This window comes from Sphingomonas sp. AAP5 (assembly GCF_004354345.1).
Taxonomy (GTDB): Bacteria; Pseudomonadota; Alphaproteobacteria; order Sphingomonadales; family Sphingomonadaceae; genus Sphingomonas; species Sphingomonas glacialis.
In genome coordinates, this window is sequence record NZ_CP037913.1 from 3,466,544 (window position 1) to 3,489,319 (window position 22,776).

Here is a 22,776-nt window from a genome sequence, read left to right on the forward strand (position 1 = left end):
TAATATCACATAACATCTACTGCACTGCACAACGCATCTTGAAAGGCCGCCTCCCGCATGATCCGAGCCACTCTGTTGTCCAGCGCTGCGCTGCTGTCGTTCGCACCGATCGCCGCTTACGCCGCCCCCGAAGCCACGCCGGCATCGGTTGCCGCCAGCACCGATGACCAGACTGCACCGTCGACCGCAAAGAGCGGTCCCGACATCGTCGTCACCGGCCGCCTCGATGCGGCGCGCGCCTCGATCCAGCCGAGCCTCGGCGCGACGACCTACACGATCACCAGCGAGACGATCAAAGCGCTCCCTGGCGGGGAGAATCAGCAGCTCAACCAGATCCTGCTGCAATTGCCCGGCGTCGTGCAGGATGGCGGCGGCCAGTTCCATGTCCGCGACGACCACAACAACCTGCAATACCGCATCAACGGCACGATCCTGCCCGAGGGGGTCGCGGTGTTCGGCCAGACGCTATCGCCCCGCCTGGTCGAGCGTTTCGATCTGCGCACCGGCGCGCTGCCCGCGCAATACGGCCTGCGCACGGCCGGCATCATCGACATCACCACCAAGAACGGCTTCAAGAATGGTGGGCAGGTGTCGCTCTATGGCGGCACCAACGACACGGTGCAGCCAAGCTTCGACTATGGCGGGTCGACCGGCAACACCAACTACTTCGTCACCGGCAGCTACAAGCACAGCAATATCGGGATCGAAGCAGTCGATGGCAGCCGCACCCCGCTCCACGACAAGACCAACCAGTATCAGGGTTTCGTCTATGTCGATCACACGCTCGACGAGAACAATCGCGTCTCGTTCATGGGCGGCTATTCCGACCAGAGCTTCCAGATCCCCAATCCGCGCGGGCTGACCCCGGGCAACGGCTACAATGTCGGCGGTGTCACCGATTTCCGCAGCGAGGATCTCGACGAGCGCCAGCGCGAACGCACTGCCTTCGGCCTCGCCAGCTTGCTGCACGATGCCGGCCCGGTGACGCTCCAGGCCTCGCTGTTCGCGCGCTATTCGTCGCTGCGCTACACCCCCGACGTGACGGGCGAGCTGCTGTTCAACGGCATCGCGCAAAAGGCGTTCAAGCAGGACTTCACCTTCGGCGGCCAGCTCGAGGGCGTCTATCGCGCGTCCGACGCGCATACGTTGCGCGGCGGCGTGATCATCTCGCGCGATCGCAGCAATTCGAAGACCAGCGCCCAGGTATTCCCGGTCGATGCCACGGGCACGCAGACCGGCCAGCCGATCACGATCGTCGACAATAACGCGACGACCGAGATGACCTACAGCGTCTATCTGCAGGACGAATGGAAGATCGCCGAGCCGCTGATCGTCAATTTCGGCGGCCGCTTCGACCATTATACCGGCTTCCGCGCCGAATCGCAGTTTTCGCCACGGATCAATGCGGTGCTGACGCCGTCGAAGGGGCTGACGCTGCACGCCGGCTATGCGCGCTATTTCTCGCCCGCGCCCTTTTCGAACGTCGCGACGACGAGCGTCCTCAAGTTCCGCGGCACCAGCGCACAGGCGCCGGGCGACGACGGCGTGACGACTCCGCTCGCTACCGCCCCCTTCGCCGAGCGGCAGGATTATTTCGACGTCGGCGCGCAGCAGAAACTGGGCCGCTTCACGGTGGGCATCGACGCCTATCATCGCCGGTCGCGCAACCTGGTCGACGAAGGCCAGTTCGGTGCGCCGATCATTCTCACGCCGTTCAATTACACGCGCGGGCGGATCGACGGGATCGAAGGCAATGTCTCGTACCAGCACGGGCCGGTGTTCGCCTATGCCAATTTGTCCTACGCCAAGGCGAAGGGGCTGGGGATCGCGTCGGGGCAGTTCAACTTCGATCCGGGCGACGTCGCCTATATCGCGCGCAACTACATCTATCTCGATCACGACCAGACCTACACTGGCTCGGCCGGCGCGTCGTACCGCTTCGACCAAGGGTTCCTGCGCGACAGCAAGCTCGGCGGGAGCATGATTTACGGCTCGGGGCTGCGCAAGGACGGCGACGTGCCCAATGGCGGCAAGCTGACGCCTTATGCGGTGTTCAACCTCACCGCGAGCCACGACTTCAAGGGGCCGGGGATCGAGGTGCGCTTCGACGTGCTCAACGTGGCGGACCGGGTGTACGAGATTCGCGACGGCTCGGGGGTCGGCGTCGGCGCGCCGCAATTCGGCGCGCGGCGCGGCTTCATGTTCGGGATCAGCAAGACGATCTGACCCTACTCCCCTCCCGCAAGCGGGAGGGGGGACGTTCAGCCCCGCTCGCCCAGTTTGCGCTCCCACGCCAGCGCATCGCGGACGATGCCGTCGAGGTCGGCGCGCTCAGGCGTCCAGTCGAGCGTGGCGAGGATCGCGCGATTGTCGGCGACGAGTTCGCCGGCATCGCCCGCGCGGCGGCCTTCGATGATGCGGGTCAGTTTCATGTTGGTGACCCGGTCGACCGCGTCGAGCACTTCGAGCACCGAGAAGCCCTTGCCGTAGCCGGCGTTGAGCGTGTGGCTCTTGCCGGGTTCCGCCACGAGGAGGTCGAGCGCGGCGACGTGCGCGGCGGCGAGATCGCTGACATGGATGTAGTCGCGCACGCCTGTGCCGTCGGGCGTGTCATAGTCGGTGCCGTAAACGCCGACGCTCTCGCGCTTGCCGAGCGCAGCCTCGACCGCGATCTTGATGAGGTGGGTCGCGCCGACGGTCGACTGGCCGGTGCGCTGCTGCGGATCGGCGCCGGCGACGTTGAAATAGCGCAGCACCGCATAGTTGATCGGATAGGCGGCGGCGACGTCGCGCAGCATCGCCTCGGTCATCAGCTTCGACATGCCGTACGGGTTGATCGGCACGGTCGGGTCGCGCTCGGCCACGGGCACCTTTTCGGGCGTGCCGTAGGTCGCCGCGGTCGAGGAGAAGATGAAGTGCTGCACGCCCGAGGTGACCGCGCTTTCGAGCAAGGCGCGGCTCGCGACGGTGTTGTTGCGATAATATTTGAGCGGGTCGGAGACCGATTCGGGGACGATGATCGATCCGGCGAAATGCATCACGGCGCGCACGTCATGGTCGCGCATCGTGCCGCGGACGAGCGCGTCATCCTCGATCTCGCCGCGCACCAGCGTCGCGCGACGGTCGACCAGCCAGTCGAACCCGGTCGAAAGATTGTCGAACACCACGACACGGTGCCCCGCGTCGAGCAGCGCCAGCACCGCATGGCTGCCGATATAGCCCGCTCCGCCCGTCACCATTACCGCACCGTCGAGCATCTTCGTCTCCTGCCAGCGCCCACGCCCTACCCGTGGTGATTGCGTCGCGCCACCGCGTTCCTATCTAGGGACCCAGCAATAAAGGATTCGAAAATGGCTAGCGAAGTCGCAACGCTCGCGGGTGGATGTTTCTGGTGCACCGAGGCGGTGTTCAAGGACGTGATCGGCGTCGAGAAGGTCGAAAGCGGGTATATCGGCGGGACGGTGCCCAATCCGACCTACAAGCAGGTGTGCGGTGGCGACACCGGCCATGCCGAGGCGATCCGCGTGACCTTCGACAAGGATCAGGTGTCGTATGGCGAGATCCTCGACATGTTCTTTGCAACGCACGATCCGACGCAGCTCAACCGCCAGGGCAACGATGTCGGCACGCAATATCGCTCGGCGATCTTCCCCGCCGATGATGCGCAGCGCGACGCGGCCGTGGCGGCGATGGAGCGGGCCGCAAGCGACTGGCCTGCGCCGATCGTCACGACGATCGAGCCGATGTCGACCTGGTATCCGGCCGAGGATTATCACCAGGACTATTGGGACACCGAAGGCCGCCGCAATCCCTATTGCCTCGCGGTAATCCCGCCCAAGCTCGCCAAGCTGCGCAAGAGCTTCGCGGCACGGTCGAAGGCGGCGGTGGGGGCCTAGCCGCCAGTCGGCGGGGCACTTTCGCAAAAACCCCCTGTGGCTTCCCAACGGCCGCCGGAATCGAGACATGCATCAACTGCGATGCTTGTTCTGATCGACCAGCCGACCCAAGCAGCTACGACGATTACGAATAGGATCGCGAGGATGTTGCGCGATCTCATCCGCTATGCGCCGCCCGCCGTAGCCGATCGTTAATTGCGGCGCCGATCCCTTCGCTCGGGATCGGCGCGATGGCGATTCTTGCTGATGGGGATGCGTCCGCCGCGTGCAGCGCGGCGAAGAGGTTGGTCGCGGCTTCTGCAAGATTTCCGCTTGGGGAGAGCGTGACGGCGCCGGGGATAGTGCCGAAGCCGATGAGATATTCGTCGGGGGCTGCCGTGGTTGCGTTGAGGCGCAGCGGCTTGCTCGGCGCGTAATGGCTCTCGAGCTGGCCGGGCGCGGTTATGGCGGGTGTCTCCCCTTTTTCCTTCCCCGGCGAAGGCCGGGGCCCGGTCGAGGGCGGGTCGGTATCGTGCGCTCTGCCTGATGCCGGCTGTTCACCTCCTGGGCCCCGGCCTTCGCCGGGGAAGGAGAAGGGGGAGAGCGCTTCGATCGTGATCGGCCCCGGGCGCAGCACGTGCAGCCCACCCGCGGTCGCGACGATCGTCGATTCCAGCCCGGCTTCGGTCGCGCCGTCATCGACCACCAGCGCGATGCGGCCATCCAGGCTTGACACCACGTGCGCCGCCTGCGTCGGGCTGATCGCCCCGCTGGCATTGGCCGACGGCGCCGCCAGCGGCTTGCCCGACGCCGCGATCAGCGCGCGCATCGCGCGATGCGCCGGCACGCGCAGCGCGATCGTCGGCAGCCCCGCCGTCACCGCCGCGGCGATCCCCGCATCGGCGCGCACCGGCAGCACCAGCGTCAGCGGTCCCGGCCAGAACGCCTCGGCGAGCGCGCGCGCTACGGGATCGAACTCGGCGATCGCCTCGGCCGCCGCCATGTCGAGGACATGGACGATCAGCGGATTGAAGCTCGGCCGGCCCTTCGCCGCATAGATCGCCGCGACGGCGGCCGAATCGGTCGCGTCGGCGGCGAGCCCGTAGACCGTCTCGGACGCGATCGCGACCGGCTGGCCGGCCACGATCAGCGCGGCGGCGGCGGCGATCGCGGCCTCGCCGTAGGGTAAGGTCTGCGTCGCAAAAGGCGGGTTTGGCGGGATCATCGGACAGGGCTATAGCCCGGCGCAGCAGCCCCGATAAGGGGCCCTGAGTCAGAGGATCTCCCATGTTCACCCCCGCCACTGCCGACCAGCGTTTCGTGCTCGATCACATCGTCGGCATCGCCGATCTCGCCGCGACCGAACGCTTCGCCGCCGCGAGCGACGACGTCGTCGACGCGGTGCTCGAAGGCGCCGGGCAACTCGCGGCGGGCGAATGGGCGCCGCTGCTGCGCGCCGGCGACACCGTCGGCGCGAAATGGACCCCCGAGGGCGTCGTCATGCCCGACGGCTTCGTGAAGGCGTATCACGATTATGTCGAAGGCGGCTGGGGCACGATCGGCGTTCCCGAAGAATTTGGCGGGCAGGGCCTGCCCTTCGCGATCCAGACCGCGGTGCTCGATACGCTCGGTGGCGCGAACATGGGCTTTGCGCTCGCGCCCACGCTGACCGTCGGCGCGATCGAGGCGCTGGCGCACCACGGCAGCCCCGAGCAGCAGGCGCTGTATCTTCCGCATCTCGCGACGGGCGAATGGACCGGCACGATGAACCTGACCGAGCCGCAGGCGGGCTCGGACGTCGGCGCGCTGCGCTCGACCGCGACGCCGCTTGGCGACGGAAAGTGGTCGATCAAGGGCACCAAGATTTACATCTCGTTCGGCGATCACGACATGGCGCCCAACATCGTCCACCTCGTGCTCGCACGCACGCCCGGCGCACCGGCCGGCACCAAGGGGATTTCGCTGTTCCTCGTGCCCAAGTACCGGCTGGCCGAGGACGGCACGCCGGGCGACTTCAACGACGTCCGCGTCGTCTCGATCGAGCACAAGATGGGGCTGCACGCCTCGCCGACCTGCGTGCTGTCGTTCGGCGACAATGATGACTGTATCGGCGAGCTGATCGGTGGCGAATTCGGCGGCATCCGCGCCATGTTCACGATGATGAACAATGCCCGCCTCAATGTCGGGCTGCAGGGCGTCCAGGTCGCCGAAGCCGCGACGCAGGCGGCGGTGGCCTATGCGCTCGATCGCGTGCAGTCGCCGCGCGCTGGCTCGCCCAGCAAGGAATCGGTCAAGATCGTCGAGCATCCCGACGTCCGCCGTATGCTGCTGCGGATGAAGGCGCAGACACAGGCGGCGCGTGCGCTCGTCTATTACGCCGCGGCGCAAGTCGACCGCGCGGCGCTCGGGCAAGCGGGCGCGCAGGACCGGCTCGAGATCCTCACCCCGCTCGCCAAGGCGCACGGCACCGATATCGGCAACGAAGTCGCCAGCCTCGGCATCCAGGTGCATGGCGGGATGGGCTATGTCGAGGAGACGGGCGCGGCGCAGTTCTTCCGCGATGCACGCATCACGCCGATCTACGAGGGCACCAACGGCATCCAGGCGGCCGATCTGGTCGGGCGCAAGCTGTCGATGGCCAATGGCGGCGTGTTCGCGCAGCTGATCGCCGACATGCGCGCCGAAGCGCAGGATGCAGGCCTGATCGGTCTCATCGACGCGTGCGACGAGATCGGGCGCGGCATGGCGGGGCTCGATGCCGACGACAAGCTTGCGGCAAGCTATCCGTTCCTGACAATGCTCTCGGTCGCGACCTGCGGCTGGCTGATGGAGCGTTCGGGCCGGATCGCGAGCGGCGACGATGCCTTCTCGGCGATGAAGCGCGCGGCGTGCGCTTTCTATGTCGCGCAGATCGTCCCCGAGGCGTTGGGGCTCAAGGCGGCGGCGACGGCGAAGGCCGATGTGCTCTATTCGGTCCCGGCCGAAGCCTTCGCGGCCTGAGCCGAGCCCCTGCCGCGCTCACCCCGAATTTTTCGGGGTAGGCGCGCCGCGGCCCCCGACCTAGCCTCCGGGGCATGAACATGCCGGTGAGAGACGGGGTCCGCGCGCTGACCGAGAAGGAGAAGCAGACGCTTCGCCTGATCGTGCGCGGGCACGATGCGAAGTCGAGCGCGCGCGATCTCGGCCTCTCGGTCCATACGATCAACGAGCGGCTGCGCGATGCGCGGCGCAAGCTCGCCGTGTCGAGCAGTCGCGAGGCCGCGCGGATGCTGCTCGCGGCCGAAGGCGGTGGCGTGCCGCCGGCCCCCGATTCTGTGGGGGACACGCCAATCGGGGAAGCCGCGGACGCTGCTCGGGCGGAACAGGAAACCGCGCCGGAAGTCGGCGTGGGGCGGGCACACCGCCAGCCCCGGTTCCTCATCGGAGGCTTGCTCTTGACATTCACTCTCGGTCTCTTGGCGCTCGTCGCGCTGCCTCAAGACGCGCCTGCCCCTCCGGGGCCATCCGTCGCTGCAGAAACGCCCGATGCAGCGGTCGTGGATAAAGCGCGGCAATGGCTCATGCTGCTCGACCGCGCGCAGTGGGGTGAGAGCTACCGTGCGACGACGCCGTCGTTCCAAAAGCTCAACACGCTCGAAGTTTGGACGAAGGCGTCCGAACAGGCGCGTGTGCCGCTGGGCGAGATGCTGTCACGCAACCTCCTCAGCCAGCAGGAAGTGCCGACGCCGCCGCACGGCTATCAAATGGTGAAGTTTCGGACCCGTTTCGCCAATAGGACCGAGGCGATCGAGACGGTCACGCTCGAGCGCGAGAAGGGTGGCTGGCGCGTGGCGGGGGTAACCGTCGGATAGGCGGTTACCGTGTAACGGCCCGGTCGGAAGCAGAGCTTCGCGGCCGGGCCAGGCTTTCAGGCCTTCTCGCGCTCGAGCAGGTCGGCGACGTCGAGCCCGAGCAATTCGATATGCGCGGCGATGCGCGGCCAGCTCGTCTTGACGAAATGCTCGCGCTCGGCGGCGCGGAGCTTTTCGGCGGCGCCTGGGAGCACGAACATCCCGACCCCGCGCCGGACCTCGACATAGCCGTCGTCCTGGAAACTCTGATACGCTTTGGCGACGGTCAGCGGGTTTGCGCCATGTTCGGCGGCAAGCGCGCGGACCGAGGGGAGCTGGTCCCCAGCGCGAAACTCGCCGCGCAGGATCGCGGCCGAGATCGTCCCGCGCAATTTGATATAGACTGGGCTGTCTTCGCTGTTCAGGGCTGTCATGCTGCTATAATACAGCAACCGCCAAAAAGGTCCACACCTCAGCTCGTCCAGTGAGAAATAATCTTGCTCGTATCCGGGCGGGGGCGTTCTTCTAATTGCTTGGCGGGTGTTCCGAGAAAGAAGAAGCCGACGATCCGTTCCGGGGCCGCGCCGAACGCATCGCGCACCGCATCCGAAGCGCTTGCCCAGCCGGTCAGCCAGCCGCCGGCAAAACCGAGCGCGTGCGTCGCCTGGAGCAGGTTCATCGCGGCGGCGCCCGCCGACAATTGCTGCTCCCACAAGGGGATAGGGCTGTCGATCCGCGGCGATGACAGGACCACCACCAAAGTCGGTGCCTGGTGCGCGAACTGTTCGAGCGATTCGAGCTCCTTCGCCGACGCGTGCGGACGCTCGGCGCGACAGGCGTCGGTGATCACGCGGGCGAGCGCGGCGCGCTGCTCGGGCGCGACGATCACGAAGCGCCACGGGGCGAGCTTGCCGTGGTCGGGGACGCGCGCGGCGATCTGCAGGATCGTGTCGAGCTGTGCCGCATCGGGCCCCGGCGCGACGAGATCGCGCGGTTTTCCCGAGCGGCGCGTGGCGAGGAGCGAGAGCGGGGTGGACGAGTCGTTGAGCATCGCCGCGCTGTAGCGGAACGCGCGCATATTTACACCGTCGTCCAAGCCGCTAGTCTCAACGGTAACAAGTCGGCGCCGAAGGTAGCGGCGCACGGACATTCAGGGAGCTTTCGTACATGGTGGACACCCCGACCGCGGATACTCCGCGCGAGCCGGATATTAGCCACGTCAATCCGGCGGCGGGCGAGACCTGGTTCGGACATCCGCGCCAGCTTGCGCGGATGTTCACCACCGAAATGTGGGAACGCTTCGGCTATTACGGCATGCGCGCGTTGCTCACGCTGTATCTCACCAAGCATTTCGTCTTCGGCGATCGCGCCGCGACCGGGCTGTACGGCGGGTTCACCGCGCTCGTCTATCTGACGCCGCTCGTCGGCGGGTATCTGGCGGACCAGTATCTCGGGTCGAAGCGCTCGGTGAAGTTCGGCGCGATCATGATGGCGGTCGGGTATTTCACGCTCTGCTTCGGCGGCCAGACAGCGGTGCCGTTCGCGACGATCGACGGCCAGCGCTATAACGTAACGGTCGAATCCAAGGCCGGGACCGAGCAGCGCTACATCACCGATCAGGGCAAGCGGCTGCAGGTGAAGGGCAATGACGACGGCACCGTCTCGCTGCTCGCCGCCGATGGCAGCACCGCGCGCACGATCGAAAAGGACGGCTTCAAGTCGGATGCCGAGCGCAGCCCGCTGTTCGTCACGATCATGCTGCTCGCGCTCAGCCTCGTCTCGGTCGGCAACGGATTCTTCAAACCCAACATCTCGACGATGGTCGGCGAATTGTACGCGCAGGGCGATCGACGCCGCGATTCGGGCTTCACGATCTTCTACATGGGCATCAATCTCGGGTCGCTCGCCTCGCAGATCCTCTGTCCGATCCTTGCCGAGACGTTCGGCTGGTGGGCAGGCTTCGGCCTTGCCGCGGTCGGCATGCTGATCTCGTTCACGTTGATCCAGTTCGATGGCGGCAAGCTCAACGGATACGGCGAACCGCCCGTGCGGAGCGGGCCCGACCGGACGATCCCGATCTTTATCGGCGCGCTCGTTGCGGTTCCGGTGCTGTATTTCCTGTTCGTCAATTTGATGAACTCGGTCCCGCCAGTGCCGGGTTCGGGCTTTATCGGCTATCTCGCGTCGCTGTCGTTGATGGGCAAATTGCTGTTCGGCACCTTCCTCGTCGCGATCCCGGGCATCCTGATCTGGTCGTTCGTGATCGGCGACAAACGCGAATTCCAGATGATGCTCGCAGCGATGGTGCTGATCATCTTCAACGTCGTGTTCTGGACGCTGTTCGAGCAGGCCGGCTCGTCGCTGACGCTGTTCGCCGATCGCAACACCGATTTGCGGCTGTTCGGCGATTTCGCGATCTCGGCGCCGCAGACGCAGTTCTTCAACGCCTTCTTTATCGTCACGCTCGCGCCGATCATGAGCATCCTCTGGACCACGCTCGCCAAGCGCGGGCTCGAGCCGTCGATCCCGGTCAAGTTCGGTATCGCGCTGATCGGCGTCGGGGCGGGCTTCCTGTTCCTTGTGCTCGGCGCAGGGTTCGCCGGACCGGGCTTCCAGGTCGGCATCTGGTGGCTCGCTGGCTTGTACCTGATCCACTCGGTCGCCGAACTGTGCATCTCGCCCGTTGGCCTCTCGATGATCACCAAGTTGTCGATCGCGCGGATCGTCGGGCTGATGATGGGCGTGTGGTTCCTGTCGATCTCGTGCGCGCAATATGTCGCGGGCATCGTCGCGCAGTTCGCCAGCGTCGACACCGTCGGCGGGCAGGTGACCAACCTCAAGGTCAGCCTCGACACCTATACCGGCACCTTCACGACGATCGCCGAAGTCGCGATCGTGCTCGGGGTCGTGCTGCTGGCCTTGTCGTGGCCGCTCAAGAAGTGGATGCACGGCGTCAAATAAGGGGGAAAGACGATGGACGGCACGGAAATGGTGATCGCCGCGGCTGCGGCATTCGTTGGAACGCATTTCCTGCTGTCGCATCCGTTGCGCGCGCCGCTCGTCAAGGCAATCGGCGCGAACGGCTTCATGGGCGTGTATGCGCTGGTCGCCTTCGCGACGCTCGGCTGGCTCGCGCATGCCTATAAGATCGCGCCTGCGAGCGTCCCGCTCTGGGCGGTCGGCGAGGGCATCTGGGGTCCCGTCACGCTCGTCATGCTGGTGGCGAGCATCCTGTTGACGGGCTCGCTGCTCGGCAATCCCGCGCTTCCCGGACCACCGACCGCGACCGCGCCTGCCAGCGCGCGCGGCGTGTTCAGCATCACGCGGCATCCGATGATGTGGGCGTTCGCGCTGTGGGGGCTGTGCCACATCGCGGTCTATCCGATCGCCGCCAACATCGTCGTGGCGGTGGCGATCATCGTGCTCGCGCTCGTCGGCGCGGCGTTGCAGGATCGCAAGAAGGAAGCGCTCCAGCCCGCTCTATGGCGCGATTGGGAGGGCAAGACGAGCTATTGGCCATTCGTCGCGATCGCGCAGCGGCGCGCGGCGTTCGGTGGCTTCCGGCCGCATGACATCGCGGGCGGCGTGGTGATCTGGCTGGCGGCGACCTGGGCGCATCTGCCGATCGCGGGGGTCGCAGCCGGGGTGTGGCACTGGATCTACCGCTAGCGGCCTTTTCCCGAGGCAAACCGACCCACCGTTCGCCCTGAGCCTGTCGAAGGGCCCATCGCCACTTGCCGACCGCCGGCGGGTTCAGGGCTGGACTTCGACGGGCTCCGTCCGGACGGCATTGGCGGACCGCGCCTCGATCAAGGGAGGCTAGCCGCGCTGCGCGTCGATCACGGCTTTGCCATCGGCGCGACGACCGCTGCCGGCGCTTTGGCCGCGGGCTGTGCGGCGACGTCGGGGATGAGCAACCCGGCCAGCGCCGCCGACATCAGATTGGCGAGGCTTCCCGCCGCCAGCGCCTTCAAGCCGAGCCGCGCGATCATCGGGCGCTGGTTGGGGGCGAGGCTGCCAGTGACCGCCATCTGGATCGCGATCGACGAGAAATTGGCGAACCCGCACAGCGCGAAGGTGACCACCGCGATGGTATGCGCGCTGAGGCCCTTTTGTGTGCCGAGGCTGATATAGGCGACGAATTCGTTGAGCACGATCTTCTGCCCGAACAGCCCGCCGGCGATCTGCGCTTCGGTCCACGGCACGTTGAGCAGCACCATGATCGGCGCGAACACCGTGCCGAGCAGCCCCTGGAAGCTCAGCGCAGGATAGCCGAACCAGCCGCCGATTCCGCCGAGGATGCCGTTGGCGAGCGCGACGAGCGCGACGAAGGCGAGCACCATCGCGCCGACCGCGACCGCGAGTTTGACGCCGGTCTGCGCGCCCTGTGCCGCGGCCATGATGATGTTGGCGGGTTTTTCCTCGTCGTGGCTCGCATGCGGCATCGGTTCGCCGGGCACGCCCTCGGGCAGCAAGGCGGCAGGCCCCTGGCCGCTGATCCGCGCCTCGGAGAGCTGGATATTCTCCTCGGGATGATCGCCGAGCGGCAGTTCGCCTTGGCGAACGGGCTCGTCGGGCATCATGATCTTGGCCATCAGGATCCCCGCCGGCGCCGCCATGAAGCTTGCCGCGAGCAGATATTCGATGCGGATTCCCATCGAGGCATAGGCGGCGAGGATCGTGCCGGCGACGCCCGCCATCCCGCTGGTCATCACCGTGAACAGCTGTGCCGGGGTCAGCCCGGCGAGATAGGGGCGGATGACGAGCGGCGATTCGCTCTGCCCGACGAAGATGTTGGCAGCGGCGCACAGCGCCTCGACCTTCGACACGCCGATCACCGCCTCGATCGCACCGCCGAGCCAGCGGACGATGAACTGCATGATGCCGAGATAATAGAGGATCGACACCAGGCTGGCGAAGAAGATGATCACCGGCAGCGCCGCGATCGCAAAGCTGTTGCCGCCGATCTCGGGCTTGGCGAGCGGGCCGAACAGGAAATCGACGCCGTTATGCGCATAGCCCAGAAGGTTTGCGACGCCGCCCGAGAGGAATTGCAGCGCCGCGACGCCTGCCGGCACCTTCAGCACGAGCACCGCGATCGCGACTTGCAGCGCGAACGCCGCGCCGACGACGCGCAGCCGGATCGCGCGCCGATTGCTCGACAAAGCGAAGGCGATCAGCAGGATGACCGCAATTCCGGCGATGCCGATGAGAAGACGATTCATGTGGGTCGTTACTCGCGTTGAAACCGGCACGCGGCCCCCCGCGCAAGCGCGCCACCATACAGCGCCGCGCGGCGGGGGCTAGTGGCGGTTTGCTCTGCGCGCGAAACCGGCTAGCGTCGGCGCGATGAACACAGCTGCTTCTCCCGCGGTCGGCGGTATCCCGCGCTCGCTCTTCGCCTTCTCGATCTTCTACGGCGGGATGGTCTGCATCGCGGGCGTGCTCGGCAACAAGCAAGTCTCGCTCGGGCCGATTTCCGCGATCGGACCGGTCTTCGGCCTGGGGCCGCTCGCGGTCGAGGCCGGGATCTTCGCCTTCCTCTTGCTCGTGGTGACGTCGAGCGCGGTCGCCGAGCTGCATGGCGGTGCGGTCGCCAACCGGCTGGTGCGGATCGGCTTCGTTCCGCTGTTGGTGTCGATCCTGCTGTCGTGGATCGTCTGGATCCTGCCGCCGTCGCCCGCGATGCTGCCCGCCAATCGCGATGCGATTCAGCTCGTGCTCGGCGCGACGTGGCGGATCTGGGCGGGCGGGATCGTCGCCTATGGCGTGTCGCAGACGCTCAACGTGACGATCTTCGCGGCGCTGAAAGGCCGCGAGGGGAGCAGCTTGCTGTGGCTGCGCGCGGCGATTGCGAGCATGCTGAGCCAGGTCGTCGATACGTTGCTGTTCGTGACGATCGCGTTCTACGGCGAATTCCCGATCGGCCAGTTGCTCGCCGGGCAGATGCTGATCAAGGTGATCCTGTCGGCGCTGCTCGTGCCGCCGGCAATCTATCTCGCGGTGGCGATCGGGCGGCGGCTCGATCGCGGCTGATCCTTCATCCCGGCGCAGGCTGGAGTCTCGCCGAGGAAAGCGCTGCGCTATGAAATCCACCAGACCCCAGCTTTCGCTGGGGTGACGGATTGGCTATGGGCGCGCGTATGACCGATCATTCCCCCGCCCCCGAACTGCTCGCCAAGGCCGAGACTTTGGTCGAGGCGCTGCCGTACATGCAGCGCTACGCCGGCAAGACCTTCGTCGTGAAGTACGGCGGGCACGCGATGGGCGACCCCGAGCTCGCGCGAGATTTCGCCGAGGATGTGGTGTTGATGAAGGCGGTCGGGATCAATCCGGTCGTGGTGCACGGCGGCGGACCGCAGATCGGCGCGATGCTCAAGCGATTGGGGGTCGAATCACGCTTCGTCGATGGCTTGCGGGTGACCGATGCCGAGACCGCGCAGATCGCCGAAATGGTGCTGGCGGGGTCGATCAACAAAGAAATCGTCGGCTGGATCGGCCAGGCGGGCGGCCGCGCGGTCGGCATTTCGGGCAAGGACGCCAACCTCGTCGTGGCCGAAAAGGTCGGTGGGCGGCGCGAGCCCGATCCCAATTCGGGGATCGAGCGGCACGTCGACCTGGGCTTCGTCGGCGATCCGGTCGCGGTCAACCCGTCGATCCTGATCAACCTCGCGCGCGACGGCTTCATCCCGGTGGTGGCGCCGGTCGGGCTCGGCGCGGATGGCGCGACCTACAATATCAACGCCGACACGATGGCGGGCGCGATCGCCGCCGCACTCGGCGCCGAACGCCTTTTCATGCTCACCGACGTGGTCGGCGTGCTCGACAAGGCGGGTGCACTCGTCACCGATCTCGATCCCGCGGCCGTCGCGGCGCTGCGCGCCGACGGCACGATCAGCGGCGGGATGATCCCCAAGCTCGAGACCTGCGTCCATGCGGTCGAGGGCGGGGTCGATGCCGCGGTCATCCTCGACGGGCGCGTGCCGCATGCGATGCTGCTCGAAATCTTCACGAAGCGCGGCGCCGGGACCCTGGTTCGCCGCTGAGCGTTGCGCCTCGCGCGGTCTGCGTCGCTAGGGGTGTTCGCACCTGCGGTAGCGCGCTAGAACCGTGATGAACACCACCCGGAGACGCGCGTGATTACCATCATTCAGATCCTGCAGGTGTTGATCGACGCGGTCACGCTGATCGTCATCGTTCAGGTGATCCTGTCGCTGCTCGTGTCGTTCAACGTCATCAATACCTACAACGAAGTCGTGCGCTCGATTTATACCGGGCTCAACCGCGGGACCGAGCCGCTGTATCGCCCGTTCCGCCGGATCCTCCCTGATTTTGGATCGATCGACCTGGCACCGTTCGCGGTGCTGCTGACGCTGCGGATCCTGAGCATCATTCTCAACAATCTGGCTGCCCATATCCTGAGCGGCACGCCGCTCTAAGGCGAAAGGCGCTAGCATGACTGCCGCACTCATCGACGGAAAGGCGTTCGCCGCCGGCTTGCGCGAGCGCGTCGCACAGCGCGTCGCGCGCTTTGTCGAACAGGCCGGCCGCGCGCCGGGGCTCGCGGTCGTGCTCGTCGGTGACGACCCCGCTTCGGCGGTCTATGTCCGCTCGAAGGGCAAGGCGACCAAGGCGGCGGGCATGGCGGGCATCGAGCATCGCCTCCCCGCCGACGTGCCGCAGCAAGCGCTGCTCGATCTCGTCGATGCGCTCAACGCTGATCGCGCGATTGACGGGATCCTCGTCCAGCTGCCGCTGCCCTCGCATATCGATGAGCAAGCGGTGACGACGCGGATCGACCCCGACAAGGATGTCGACGGATTTCATCCGGTCAATGCCGGGCGGCTCGCGGTCGGGCTTCCCGGCTTCGTGCCGTGCACGCCGCTCGGCTGCCTGATGCTGCTCAAGGACCAGCTCGGGGATATGTCGGGGCTCGACGCGGTGGTGATCGGCCGCTCGAACATCGTCGGCAAGCCGATGGCGCAATTGCTGATCGCCGAGAGCTGCACCGTCACCGTCGCGCATTCGCGCACGCGCGATTTGCCAAGCGTGGTCAAGCGCGCCGACATCGTCGTCGCGGCGGTCGGGCGACCGCAGATGGTCAAGGCCGAGTGGCTCAAGCCCGGCGCGACGGTGATCGACGTCGGCATCAACCGCACACCCGAGGGACTGGTCGGCGACGTCGATTTCGCGGGTGCGCTCGACGTGGCGGGGGCGGTGACGCCCGTACCCGGCGGCGTCGGCCCGATGACGATCGCGGTGCTGCTGCGCAATACGCTGATCTCCGCCGAACGGCGCGAAAACGTCGTCGGTGAGGGCGCGCTTTGATCGAACTCTATATCTCGTCGCTCATCACCTTCTTCGTGGTGATCGACCCGCCCGGCTGCGCGCCGATCTATGCCGGGCTGTCGTCGGGCGCCTCTCCTGCCAATCGCCGGGCGATGGCGATCCGCGCGGTGCTCGTCGCCGCCGCGATCCTGTTCGCCTTTGCCGCGTTCGGCGAAGTGCTGCTCAAGTCGCTCGGCATCAGCCTCGATTCGTTTCGCATCGCCGGCGGGATCATGCTGTTCCTCATCGCGCTCGAGATGGTGTTCGAAAAGCGCACCGAGCGGCGTGAGGACCGCGCTGCCAAGGTCGCCGCGACGCCCGAAGTCGAAGATGTCTCGATCTTCCCGATGGCGATGCCGATGATCGCGGGGCCGGGGTCGATCGCGTCGGTGATGCTGCTGATGAGCCGCAACCACGGGCTCGAGCCGATCGCCGTCGTGCTCGCCGCGCTCGCCACGATACTCGCGTTGACGCTCGCCGCCTTGCTGGCGGCGGGGCCGATCATGCGCGTGCTCGGGGCGAAGATCGAAGCGGTGATCACGCGGCTGCTCGGCGTGCTGCTCGCAGCGCTTGCGGTGCAGTTCGTGATCGACGGGGTGAAGCAAAGCCTCGGCTGATGAACGACAAGCCCCTCCCCTTCAGGGGAGGGGTTGGGGGTGGGGAAGTGTCTCGCAGAGACCTAGCCCAAGCGGATACGTCCCCACCCCAACCCCTCCCCTAAAGGGGAGGGGCTTTAAGGTCGCTCAGTCCTTGATCCGCCACAGCCGCAGCGGCGACTTGGCCGGCATCGGCAGTTCCTCGAGCCAGTCGAACGTCTTGCGATGCGCGAGCTGGTCATAGAAGCCGCCGGGCGCGCGCACGCGGTAGATCGTCGATTCGGCCATGTTGGGGCAGACCAGCAGCAGCGTCGCACCGTGGCGCTTGGCGATAGGGCGGAAATTCTCCGGGCTGCCCGAGAAGGCGTGCTGGACGTCGAGAATCGCGGCACCATTGCGGTGATACGGGCCCGCGACCGCATCGTGATGCGTGATCGTGATGATCCGCGGCCCCAGATCGACGAAGCTGAACACCGTCTGCGCGGGATAGCGATCGAGCGGGCGCAATGCGGTCATCGTCGGGCATTGGCCGCTCGCGCGGTCGATGATCTGGACGCGCTTGCTCGGTCGGTCGATCGGCAGGAAGCGGATCGCGAGCCCGGCGAACAGCCCCGAGCCGATCACCACGACCGCCGCCACGGTGCCGAGCACGCGCACCAGCGCCGAGCGATTGCCGAGGAGGCTAGGGACGAGCAGCCAGCCGAGCGCGACCGCGCCGGGGACCGAGAGCATTTGCGCCGCGGGCCCCGCGCGCGCCTGCCACAGCAGCAGCAATGCCGCACCGGTTACGAACAGCAATACCGTTGCCCAGGCACCGCGCAGCTCGGTCCCGCGCGCGCGCCACGTCGCGACCGCCGCGCCGATCACCCCGACGATCGGCATCGCTGCTACAGGAAAGGCGACGCGGAACGGATGGCTGTAGATCGGCTTGGCTTCGCGGATCATGTTGAGCCAGTTCTTCTGCAGCTCGGGCGAGGCTTGTTCGGGGCGGCCGAGGCATTGCGGGAAGACGAGCGCGAAGCCGACGACGATGATCGCCCCCGCCGCGATCGCTAGGCCAAGCCGCACCCAGCGGTTCGCCGGATTCGCCCAGCCCAGCGCGAACAGCAGCGCGCCCGCCATCACCATCACGCTCAACCAGACCGGCGTCAGCGCGTCGCAGCGCAGCACCGCATCGGCATAGGAGGCGAACAGCGCATAGCCGAGCCCGCTGCCAGCGCCGAGGCACAGTGCGTAGATCGCCAGCCGCGGCGCTTCGCTACGGTCCCAGATCCAGCGCAGCGTCAGGATCGACCCGGCCAGCGCGGCATAGGGCAGCATCTCGAGCCCGATCGTCAGCGACACCGCGCTCGCCACGCCGACGATCGCGCCACCGCGCGCGCCCTTGGGGTCGGACAGACCGGCGACCGCGAGGCTCAGCATCGCGAGCTGCCAGCCGTGATGGTCGATCCGCTCGGGCATATACATCATCATCGTCGCCGAGCAGCACAGCAGCAGCACGATGCCGAGCGGCCAGGCATAGACGCTGACCAGGCGCCGCACCGTCGCGCCGATGCCGAGCATCACGATGCCGAGCGGCAGCAACGGCGCGATGCCGCAGGCGAGCATCTCGGCCTCGCGCGGCCCCACGAACGGGCGCAGCAGCACGATCAGCCCGGCGAGCGGCAGATCGACCAGCCGACTCCAATGCATGTCGAAGCCGAGCGGCGGATTGAGCCGGTACTGGCGCAGATCGTACCAGCCCTGCCCGCCGAGCCAGGCGCGGACTTGCATCAGCCGCATATTGTCGTCGGTGTCGCCGAGTTGGAGGTAGTGAATCCCGGTCCAGCGTTGCGCGATATAATAGATCGCGATGCCGACCCATGCGATCAGGCTGAGGCGGACCCAATCCCGATCGAGCGTCCGCGCCACTGTACCGTCAACCATGTAAAACGCTTTCCTCGGGTCTCTCCGCCCTCTAGTGGCGCTATCGTAAAGGGCAAGCCAACGTGACAGCGATCCAGCGACAGATTGAGAGCCTGCGAGAGAACCCGCTCGTCGGGCAGCTCGTGCGCTTCGGGATCGCCGGTGTGATCACCACGGCCATCTACGCCGCGGTCTATCTCCCGCTGACGCACTTCGTGTTCGAGCAGCGCCACGCGGTCTATGCCGTGCCCTTCGCCTTTCTGGTGGCGGTGACGGTGGGGTTCTTCCTGCACAGCCGGTGGAGCTTCAAGGGGCACGGGTCGCGCGATCCCGGTCGGATGCAGCACGTCAAGTTCGTCTGCGTGCAGGCTTCGGGCGTTCTGTTGAACGCGCTGATCACCTGGATCGGCACCGCCAAGCTGGGGTATCCGGCATGGGTGCCGTTGCTGCCCGCGGTCGCTTGCGCCACCGTCTTCACCTTTTTCCTCAATCGCCAATTGGTGTTCAAATAAATGGACCGCATCGTTTACGACCGCATGGCGGCGCATGATTCCACGCACTGGTGGTATCGCGCGCGGCGCGACATCCTCGCCGACTATCTCGTGCGCGAGGGTGGTTTGCCCGAGGATGCGCGGATCCTCGAGATCGGCTGCGGCACCGGGCACAATCTGCCGATGCTCGCGCAGTTCGGGCGGGTAGAGGCGATCGAGATCGATCCCGCCGCGCGCGCGATCGCGAGCGCGCGGCTCGGCGCGCCGGTGAGCGCGGCGCCGCTCCCCGAACTGCCGGGGATCGAGCGCGGCGCGTACGATCTGATCGCGGTGCTCGATGTGGTCGAGCATATCGCGGACGATGTCGCGGCGCTGAAGGCGATGGGCGAATGCCTCAAGCCCGGCGGCAAGATCCTGATCGCGGTGCCAGCGCATCAGTGGATGTGGAGCGCGCACGACGTCGTCAACCACCATCACCGCCGCTATTCGAAGGCGACGCTCGCCGCGGCGATCGGGAAGGCCGGGCTCAAGCACAATGGGCTGCGCTGGTTCAACTCGCTGCTCTTTCCGCTCGCCGCCGCATCGCGGATCGCCGGGCGGCTGCGCGGCAAGGACGACAGCGACGATTCGCCGCCGCACCCCGCGCTTAATGCGATATTCGAGCGGATCTTCCGGCTCGAGCGGCATCTCGTCGGGCGCGTGCCGCTGTCGCCGGGGGTTTCGATCCTGACCTTGGCGTCGCCAAAGTAGGGCTGACGCTAGATTTCCGTTCGTGCTGCGCTCGTCGAAGCACTGCTCGCAGCAGCATGCGCGGTCACCTGCGGAGCGGCGTGCGCTTCGACAGGCTCAGGGCGACCGGGCAAGGGCTCGACTTCCGCGCGATACCCCAGCGTCGCATGACCCTGGATCGGCCCCACCACATCGGCGACCAGATAGAGCGGCCGCCGCTTCGATTCGACATAGAGCCGGCCGAGATATTCGCCGATCATCCCGAGAACGAACATCTGGAACGCGCCGAGCAGCACGACGACCAGCATCGTCGAAGTCCAGCCCGCGACCGCGCTGCCGCTGAAGAAGCCGATCGCGATATAGAGGAACAGCAGCAGCGACGCCGCCGTCAGCGCGAGCCCCAGGTGGCTCGCGAAACGCAACGGCGCGGTCGAGAAGCCGGTGACCGCGTCGAGCGCCAGCCGGATCATCTTGGCGAGCGGGTAATGCGTCTCGCCGGCATGGCGTTCGGCACGGTCGTACGGGAAGGGGACCTGGCGGAAGCCGACCCACGCGACCATCCCGCGGATAAAGCGCGCTTGCTCGGGCATCGCCAGGAACGCGTCGAGCGCGCGGCGGCTCATCAGCCGGAAATCGCCGGTGTCGAGCGGGATTGCGGTGTCGGTGACCCGGTCGAGCAGGCGGTAGAAGATCGCCGCGGTGAGCTTCTTGAACGCGGTCTCGCCCTCGCGCGTGCGGCGCACGGCATAGACGACATCGGCTTGCTGCGCCGCCATCGCCGCGCGCATGTCGCTGAGCAATTCGGGCGGATCCTGCAGGTCGGCATCGATGATCAGGATCTGCGCGCCCGAGCACAGATCGAGCCCGGCGGTCAGCGCCAATTGATGGCCGTGGTTGCGCGACAGGTTGATCACCACGAGCCGCGGATCGGCGGCGGCGAGGCGCTGCATCACCGGCCAGCTCTCGTCGCGCGACCCGTCGTTGATCAGCACGATCTCGTAATCCGTGCCGACTGCAGCGTGCGCAGCGGCCGAGACGCGTGCGTGCAACACGTCGAGGCATGCCGCTTCGTTATAGCAGGGAATGACGATGGAGAGCGCGGGGCGGATCATGCGGCAGGTTTAGCGCCGCTTTGCCGCTACGTCATCGCCTATCCGCATCACGCGCCACGCGCCGGCGTCACACCTGAGCCCGCGCGCGCTCCTCGGCGAGCCGCTCGAGAATGACCAGCGGCACCGCGCCGTTGCGCAGAATTTCATGGAATTGCCGCACGTCGAACTTCGCGCCGAGGATCGTCTTGGCCTTGGCGCGCGCGCGCAGCCAGCTGACATGGCCGATCTTATAGCTGCACGCCTGTCCCGGCATGGTGCAATAGCGGTTGATCTCGCTCGTCGCGCGCGGGGGCGGGAAGCCGGTGATCTCGACCATATAGGCGATCGCCTTTTCGCGGCTCCAGCGCTTGGCGTGCATGCCGGTGTCGACGACGAGCCGGCACGCGCGGAACAGCAGCGACTGGTAATAGCCAATCCGCGCGAGCGGATCCTGGTCGTACACGCCGCTCTCGTCGGCGAGTTGCTCGGCATACAGTGCCCAGCCCTCGGTATAGGCGTTGAAAAAGCTCGTCTTGCGGATCAGCGGCCCTGCGGCGCCTTGCGCGATGCTGATCTGGAGGTGGTGGCCGGGGACGCCCTCGTGATGCGTCAGCGTCGGCAGCCCGTATTTCGGCCAATCGGTGATGTGCTTGAGGTTGATCCAATAGATCGCCGGGCGCGAGCCATCGAGCGCGGCGCGGTAATAATAGCCGTTCGATGCGCCGTCCTGGATCTCGACCGGCACGCTGCGGATCTCGAGCGGGGCGTCGGGCGGGTTGATGAACAGCGTCGGCAGGCGCGCCTGCATCGTCCGCACCTGGCCGTTGAGGCTTGCGAGCAACGCGGCGCGGCCTTCGGGCGTGTCGGGAAAGAGCTGTGACGGCGTGGTGTTGAGCGTGTCGAGCCGGGCGCTCACGCTGCCGGTGGTCAGCCCTTGCGCCTTGAGCAGCGAATCGAGTTTGGCGCCGATTTCGGCGACTTGGTCGAGCCCCATCTGATGGACTTGATCGGGCGTGAAATCGGTCGTCGTGGCGCTTGCCAGTGCGGCGGCATAGAGCGCGTCGCCATTGGGGACCGACCACAGCCCGACATCGGTCCGCGCGGTGCGGCGCAGTCGCGTGACGAGTGCGATCTGCCGGTCGAGCGCCGGATAGATGGCATCGGCAACGATTTTGGTCGCGCGGCTGGCGTAATCGCCGGGCAACTTGGCGGCCGTCGTGCGGCGCGTGAGCGAAGTGACGAGGCCGCTCTCGGCGGGGGCGGGCTTGCGCAACGCGGCCATCTGCCCGAGCGCGAGATCGAGCGCGAAGGCGGGGGCGAGCAAGCCACGCTTGGCCGCTTCCGCCTGCACGGCATTCTCGGCATCGAGCACGCGCGCGAAATCGGCGAGGCGGTCGAGATAGGCTTCGGCATCGGCGGCATTCGCGACGACATGGCGCGAATTGAGGAAGTCCGGGACCCCGAAATAGGCGCCTTGCTGCTGCGTGATCGCATAGGGGCGCTGCGGCGAGCCGACGCCGAAGCGCGCGGGGCCGACTTCGCGCTGGCGCAGCGAATAGAGCACGACTTCGCGGTCGAGCTTGCTCGCCGGGGAGAGCGTCGCGGGATCGATCGCGTCGAGCGCAGCGATCGCGCGCCGCGTGCGCGCCAGGCCCCGCGCGCGATTGGCGAGCGAGGGGTCATCGAGCCGGTGCTTCAGCGCAGCATTGGCGCCCTTGTCGAGCCCGAGCTGCGTCGCGCTTTCGGGGCTTTCCTGCAGCCCTTCGGCAAAGATCCGGTCGAACAGCGCCGCGAGCGCAGCATCGCCCGGCGCGGCCGCGATCGCGGCGCGGGCAGCAGCGGCGGGAAGAAGGGCGAGCGCGCCGAACACGCTCGTCGAACACAGAAAATCACGCCGGTCCATCATCATCCCTTTGTCTGCCCGCGGCGCA

General features: G+C 66.8%; 21 protein-coding genes. 13 read left to right on the top strand and 8 right to left on the bottom strand.

Features of this window, described 5'->3' with window-relative positions; genetic code table 11:
• Positions 1 to 57 precede the first annotated feature (57 nt).
• On the top strand, positions 58 to 2,226 hold the full coding sequence (locus E2E30_RS16065) for a TonB-dependent receptor (protein WP_133191395.1): 2,169 nt from the start codon (positions 58 to 60) through the stop codon (positions 2,224 to 2,226).
• Positions 2,227 to 2,261: 35 nt separating this feature from the next.
• Here the strand turns inward: E2E30_RS16065 and galE are convergent, their stop codons facing one another.
• Positions 2,262 to 3,257, bottom strand: coding sequence for a UDP-glucose 4-epimerase GalE (gene galE / locus E2E30_RS16070; protein ID WP_133191396.1), 996 nt, complete (start codon positions 3,255 to 3,257; stop codon positions 2,262 to 2,264).
• A 93-nt stretch (positions 3,258 to 3,350) separates the two neighbouring features.
• Between galE and msrA the strand changes: the two genes are divergently transcribed.
• On the top strand, positions 3,351 to 3,896 hold the full coding sequence (msrA, locus tag E2E30_RS16075) for a peptide-methionine (S)-S-oxide reductase MsrA (RefSeq protein WP_133191397.1): 546 nt from the start codon (positions 3,351 to 3,353) through the stop codon (positions 3,894 to 3,896).
• A gap of 157 nt (positions 3,897 to 4,053) precedes the next feature.
• Here msrA and E2E30_RS16080 read toward each other — a convergent pair whose 3' ends face one another.
• Positions 4,054 to 5,100: an L-threonylcarbamoyladenylate synthase gene (locus E2E30_RS16080; RefSeq protein WP_133191398.1), complete on the bottom strand. Its 1,047-nt coding sequence runs from the start codon at positions 5,098 to 5,100 to the stop codon at positions 4,054 to 4,056.
• A 62-nt stretch (positions 5,101 to 5,162) separates the two neighbouring features.
• Between E2E30_RS16080 and E2E30_RS16085 the strand changes: the two genes are divergently transcribed.
• A complete protein-coding gene (locus E2E30_RS16085) occupies positions 5,163 to 6,875 on the top strand; it encodes an acyl-CoA dehydrogenase (RefSeq protein WP_133191399.1) in 1,713 nt (570 codons plus the stop codon).
• Positions 6,876 to 6,949: 74 nt separating this feature from the next.
• Positions 6,950 to 7,726, top strand: coding sequence for a helix-turn-helix domain-containing protein (locus E2E30_RS16090; protein WP_133191400.1), 777 nt, complete (start codon positions 6,950 to 6,952; stop codon positions 7,724 to 7,726).
• A 56-nt stretch (positions 7,727 to 7,782) separates the two neighbouring features.
• Here the strand turns inward: E2E30_RS16090 and E2E30_RS16095 are convergent, their stop codons facing one another.
• Positions 7,783 to 8,139 (bottom strand): GntR family transcriptional regulator, encoded by a 357-nt coding sequence (locus E2E30_RS16095; RefSeq protein ID WP_133191401.1) that lies wholly within the window; start codon positions 8,137 to 8,139, stop codon positions 7,783 to 7,785.
• A 38-nt stretch (positions 8,140 to 8,177) separates the two neighbouring features.
• The gene (locus tag E2E30_RS16100) at positions 8,178 to 8,756 is read right to left on the bottom strand and encodes a nitroreductase family protein (protein WP_133192147.1); all 579 of its coding nucleotides are present in this window, start codon (positions 8,754 to 8,756) and stop codon (positions 8,178 to 8,180) included.
• 116 nt (positions 8,757 to 8,872) lie between these two features.
• Between E2E30_RS16100 and E2E30_RS16105 the strand changes: the two genes are divergently transcribed.
• Together E2E30_RS16105 and E2E30_RS16110 are read left to right on the top strand one after the other, a co-directional pair.
• The gene (locus E2E30_RS16105; RefSeq protein ID WP_133191402.1) at positions 8,873 to 10,666 is read left to right on the top strand and encodes a peptide MFS transporter; all 1,794 of its coding nucleotides are present in this window, start codon (positions 8,873 to 8,875) and stop codon (positions 10,664 to 10,666) included.
• 12 nt (positions 10,667 to 10,678) lie between these two features.
• On the top strand, positions 10,679 to 11,374 hold the full coding sequence (locus tag E2E30_RS16110) for an NnrU family protein (protein WP_133191403.1): 696 nt from the start codon (positions 10,679 to 10,681) through the stop codon (positions 11,372 to 11,374).
• Positions 11,375 to 11,544: 170 nt separating this feature from the next.
• On the opposite strand, the gene E2E30_RS16115 is transcribed toward E2E30_RS16110, so the two are convergent.
• Entirely contained in the window at positions 11,545 to 12,930 is a 1,386-nt protein-coding gene (locus tag E2E30_RS16115; RefSeq protein WP_133191404.1) for a NupC/NupG family nucleoside CNT transporter, read from the bottom strand.
• Positions 12,931 to 13,054: 124 nt separating this feature from the next.
• On the opposite strand from E2E30_RS16115, the gene E2E30_RS16120 reads away from it, so the two are divergent.
• From E2E30_RS16120 to E2E30_RS16140, 5 genes are all read left to right on the top strand, one after another.
• On the top strand, positions 13,055 to 13,741 hold the full coding sequence (locus E2E30_RS16120) for a queuosine precursor transporter (RefSeq protein ID WP_133191405.1): 687 nt from the start codon (positions 13,055 to 13,057) through the stop codon (positions 13,739 to 13,741).
• A 95-nt stretch (positions 13,742 to 13,836) separates the two neighbouring features.
• Positions 13,837 to 14,751, top strand: a complete 915-nt coding sequence (gene argB, locus E2E30_RS16125) for an acetylglutamate kinase (protein ID WP_165954549.1) — start codon at positions 13,837 to 13,839, stop codon at positions 14,749 to 14,751.
• Between the two features lie 90 nt (positions 14,752 to 14,841).
• Positions 14,842 to 15,144, top strand: a complete 303-nt coding sequence (locus E2E30_RS16130) for a YggT family protein (RefSeq protein WP_133191407.1) — start codon at positions 14,842 to 14,844, stop codon at positions 15,142 to 15,144.
• 16 nt (positions 15,145 to 15,160) lie between these two features.
• Entirely contained in the window at positions 15,161 to 16,033 is an 873-nt protein-coding gene (folD, locus tag E2E30_RS16135) for a bifunctional methylenetetrahydrofolate dehydrogenase/methenyltetrahydrofolate cyclohydrolase FolD (protein ID WP_133191408.1), read from the top strand.
• Positions 16,030 to 16,650: a MarC family protein gene (locus tag E2E30_RS16140; protein WP_133191409.1), complete on the top strand. Its 621-nt coding sequence runs from the start codon at positions 16,030 to 16,032 to the stop codon at positions 16,648 to 16,650. The genes folD and E2E30_RS16140 overlap by 4 nt, the downstream gene beginning before the upstream one ends.
• A 126-nt stretch (positions 16,651 to 16,776) precedes the next feature.
• Here E2E30_RS16140 and E2E30_RS16145 read toward each other — a convergent pair whose 3' ends face one another.
• Positions 16,777 to 18,555, bottom strand: coding sequence for an AcrB/AcrD/AcrF family protein (locus tag E2E30_RS16145; protein WP_133191410.1), 1,779 nt, complete (start codon positions 18,553 to 18,555; stop codon positions 16,777 to 16,779).
• A gap of 62 nt (positions 18,556 to 18,617) precedes the next feature.
• Here E2E30_RS16145 and E2E30_RS16150 point away from each other — a divergent pair, with 62 nt between their 5' ends.
• Complete coding sequence (locus E2E30_RS16150; protein WP_133191411.1) at positions 18,618 to 19,046, top strand: GtrA family protein; 429 nt, start codon at positions 18,618 to 18,620, stop codon at positions 19,044 to 19,046.
• Positions 19,047 to 19,775, top strand: coding sequence for a class I SAM-dependent methyltransferase (locus E2E30_RS16155; protein WP_133191412.1), 729 nt, complete (start codon positions 19,047 to 19,049; stop codon positions 19,773 to 19,775).
• Between the two features lie 8 nt (positions 19,776 to 19,783).
• Here the strand turns inward: E2E30_RS16155 and E2E30_RS16160 are convergent, their stop codons facing one another.
• Positions 19,784 to 20,866 (bottom strand): glycosyltransferase family 2 protein, encoded by a 1,083-nt coding sequence (locus tag E2E30_RS16160; RefSeq protein ID WP_133191413.1) that lies wholly within the window; start codon positions 20,864 to 20,866, stop codon positions 19,784 to 19,786.
• Between the two features lie 67 nt (positions 20,867 to 20,933).
• Positions 20,934 to 22,748, bottom strand: coding sequence for a DUF885 domain-containing protein (locus E2E30_RS16165; protein WP_133191414.1), 1,815 nt, complete (start codon positions 22,746 to 22,748; stop codon positions 20,934 to 20,936).
• Positions 22,749 to 22,776 lie beyond the last annotated feature (28 nt).

What these genes read in the sequence shown, in the direction of transcription:
- E2E30_RS16065 (WP_133191395.1), top strand. Translation starts at nt 58, where the DNA reads ATGATCCGAGCCACTCTGTTGTCCAGCGCTGCGCTGCTGTCGTTCGCA.
- galE (WP_133191396.1), bottom strand. Translation starts at nt 3,257, where the DNA reads ATGCTCGACGGTGCGGTAATGGTGACGGGCGGAGCGGGCTATATCGGC.
- msrA (WP_133191397.1), top strand. Translation starts at nt 3,351, where the DNA reads ATGGCTAGCGAAGTCGCAACGCTCGCGGGTGGATGTTTCTGGTGCACC.
- E2E30_RS16080 (WP_133191398.1), bottom strand. Translation starts at nt 5,100, where the DNA reads ATGATCCCGCCAAACCCGCCTTTTGCGACGCAGACCTTACCCTACGGC.
- E2E30_RS16085 (WP_133191399.1), top strand. Translation starts at nt 5,163, where the DNA reads ATGTTCACCCCCGCCACTGCCGACCAGCGTTTCGTGCTCGATCACATC.
- E2E30_RS16090 (WP_133191400.1), top strand. Translation starts at nt 6,950, where the DNA reads ATGAACATGCCGGTGAGAGACGGGGTCCGCGCGCTGACCGAGAAGGAG.
- E2E30_RS16095 (WP_133191401.1), bottom strand. Translation starts at nt 8,139, where the DNA reads ATGACAGCCCTGAACAGCGAAGACAGCCCAGTCTATATCAAATTGCGC.
- E2E30_RS16100 (WP_133192147.1), bottom strand. Translation starts at nt 8,756, where the DNA reads ATGCTCAACGACTCGTCCACCCCGCTCTCGCTCCTCGCCACGCGCCGC.
- E2E30_RS16105 (WP_133191402.1), top strand. Translation starts at nt 8,873, where the DNA reads ATGGTGGACACCCCGACCGCGGATACTCCGCGCGAGCCGGATATTAGC.
- E2E30_RS16110 (WP_133191403.1), top strand. Translation starts at nt 10,679, where the DNA reads ATGGACGGCACGGAAATGGTGATCGCCGCGGCTGCGGCATTCGTTGGA.
- E2E30_RS16115 (WP_133191404.1), bottom strand. Translation starts at nt 12,930, where the DNA reads ATGAATCGTCTTCTCATCGGCATCGCCGGAATTGCGGTCATCCTGCTG.
- E2E30_RS16120 (WP_133191405.1), top strand. Translation starts at nt 13,055, where the DNA reads ATGAACACAGCTGCTTCTCCCGCGGTCGGCGGTATCCCGCGCTCGCTC.
- argB (WP_165954549.1), top strand. Translation starts at nt 13,837, where the DNA reads ATGGGCGCGCGTATGACCGATCATTCCCCCGCCCCCGAACTGCTCGCC.
- folD (WP_133191408.1), top strand. Translation starts at nt 15,161, where the DNA reads ATGACTGCCGCACTCATCGACGGAAAGGCGTTCGCCGCCGGCTTGCGC.
- E2E30_RS16145 (WP_133191410.1), bottom strand. Translation starts at nt 18,555, where the DNA reads ATGGTTGACGGTACAGTGGCGCGGACGCTCGATCGGGATTGGGTCCGC.
- E2E30_RS16155 (WP_133191412.1), top strand. Translation starts at nt 19,047, where the DNA reads ATGGACCGCATCGTTTACGACCGCATGGCGGCGCATGATTCCACGCAC.
- E2E30_RS16160 (WP_133191413.1), bottom strand. Translation starts at nt 20,866, where the DNA reads ATGATCCGCCCCGCGCTCTCCATCGTCATTCCCTGCTATAACGAAGCG.
- E2E30_RS16165 (WP_133191414.1), bottom strand. Translation starts at nt 22,748, where the DNA reads ATGGACCGGCGTGATTTTCTGTGTTCGACGAGCGTGTTCGGCGCGCTC.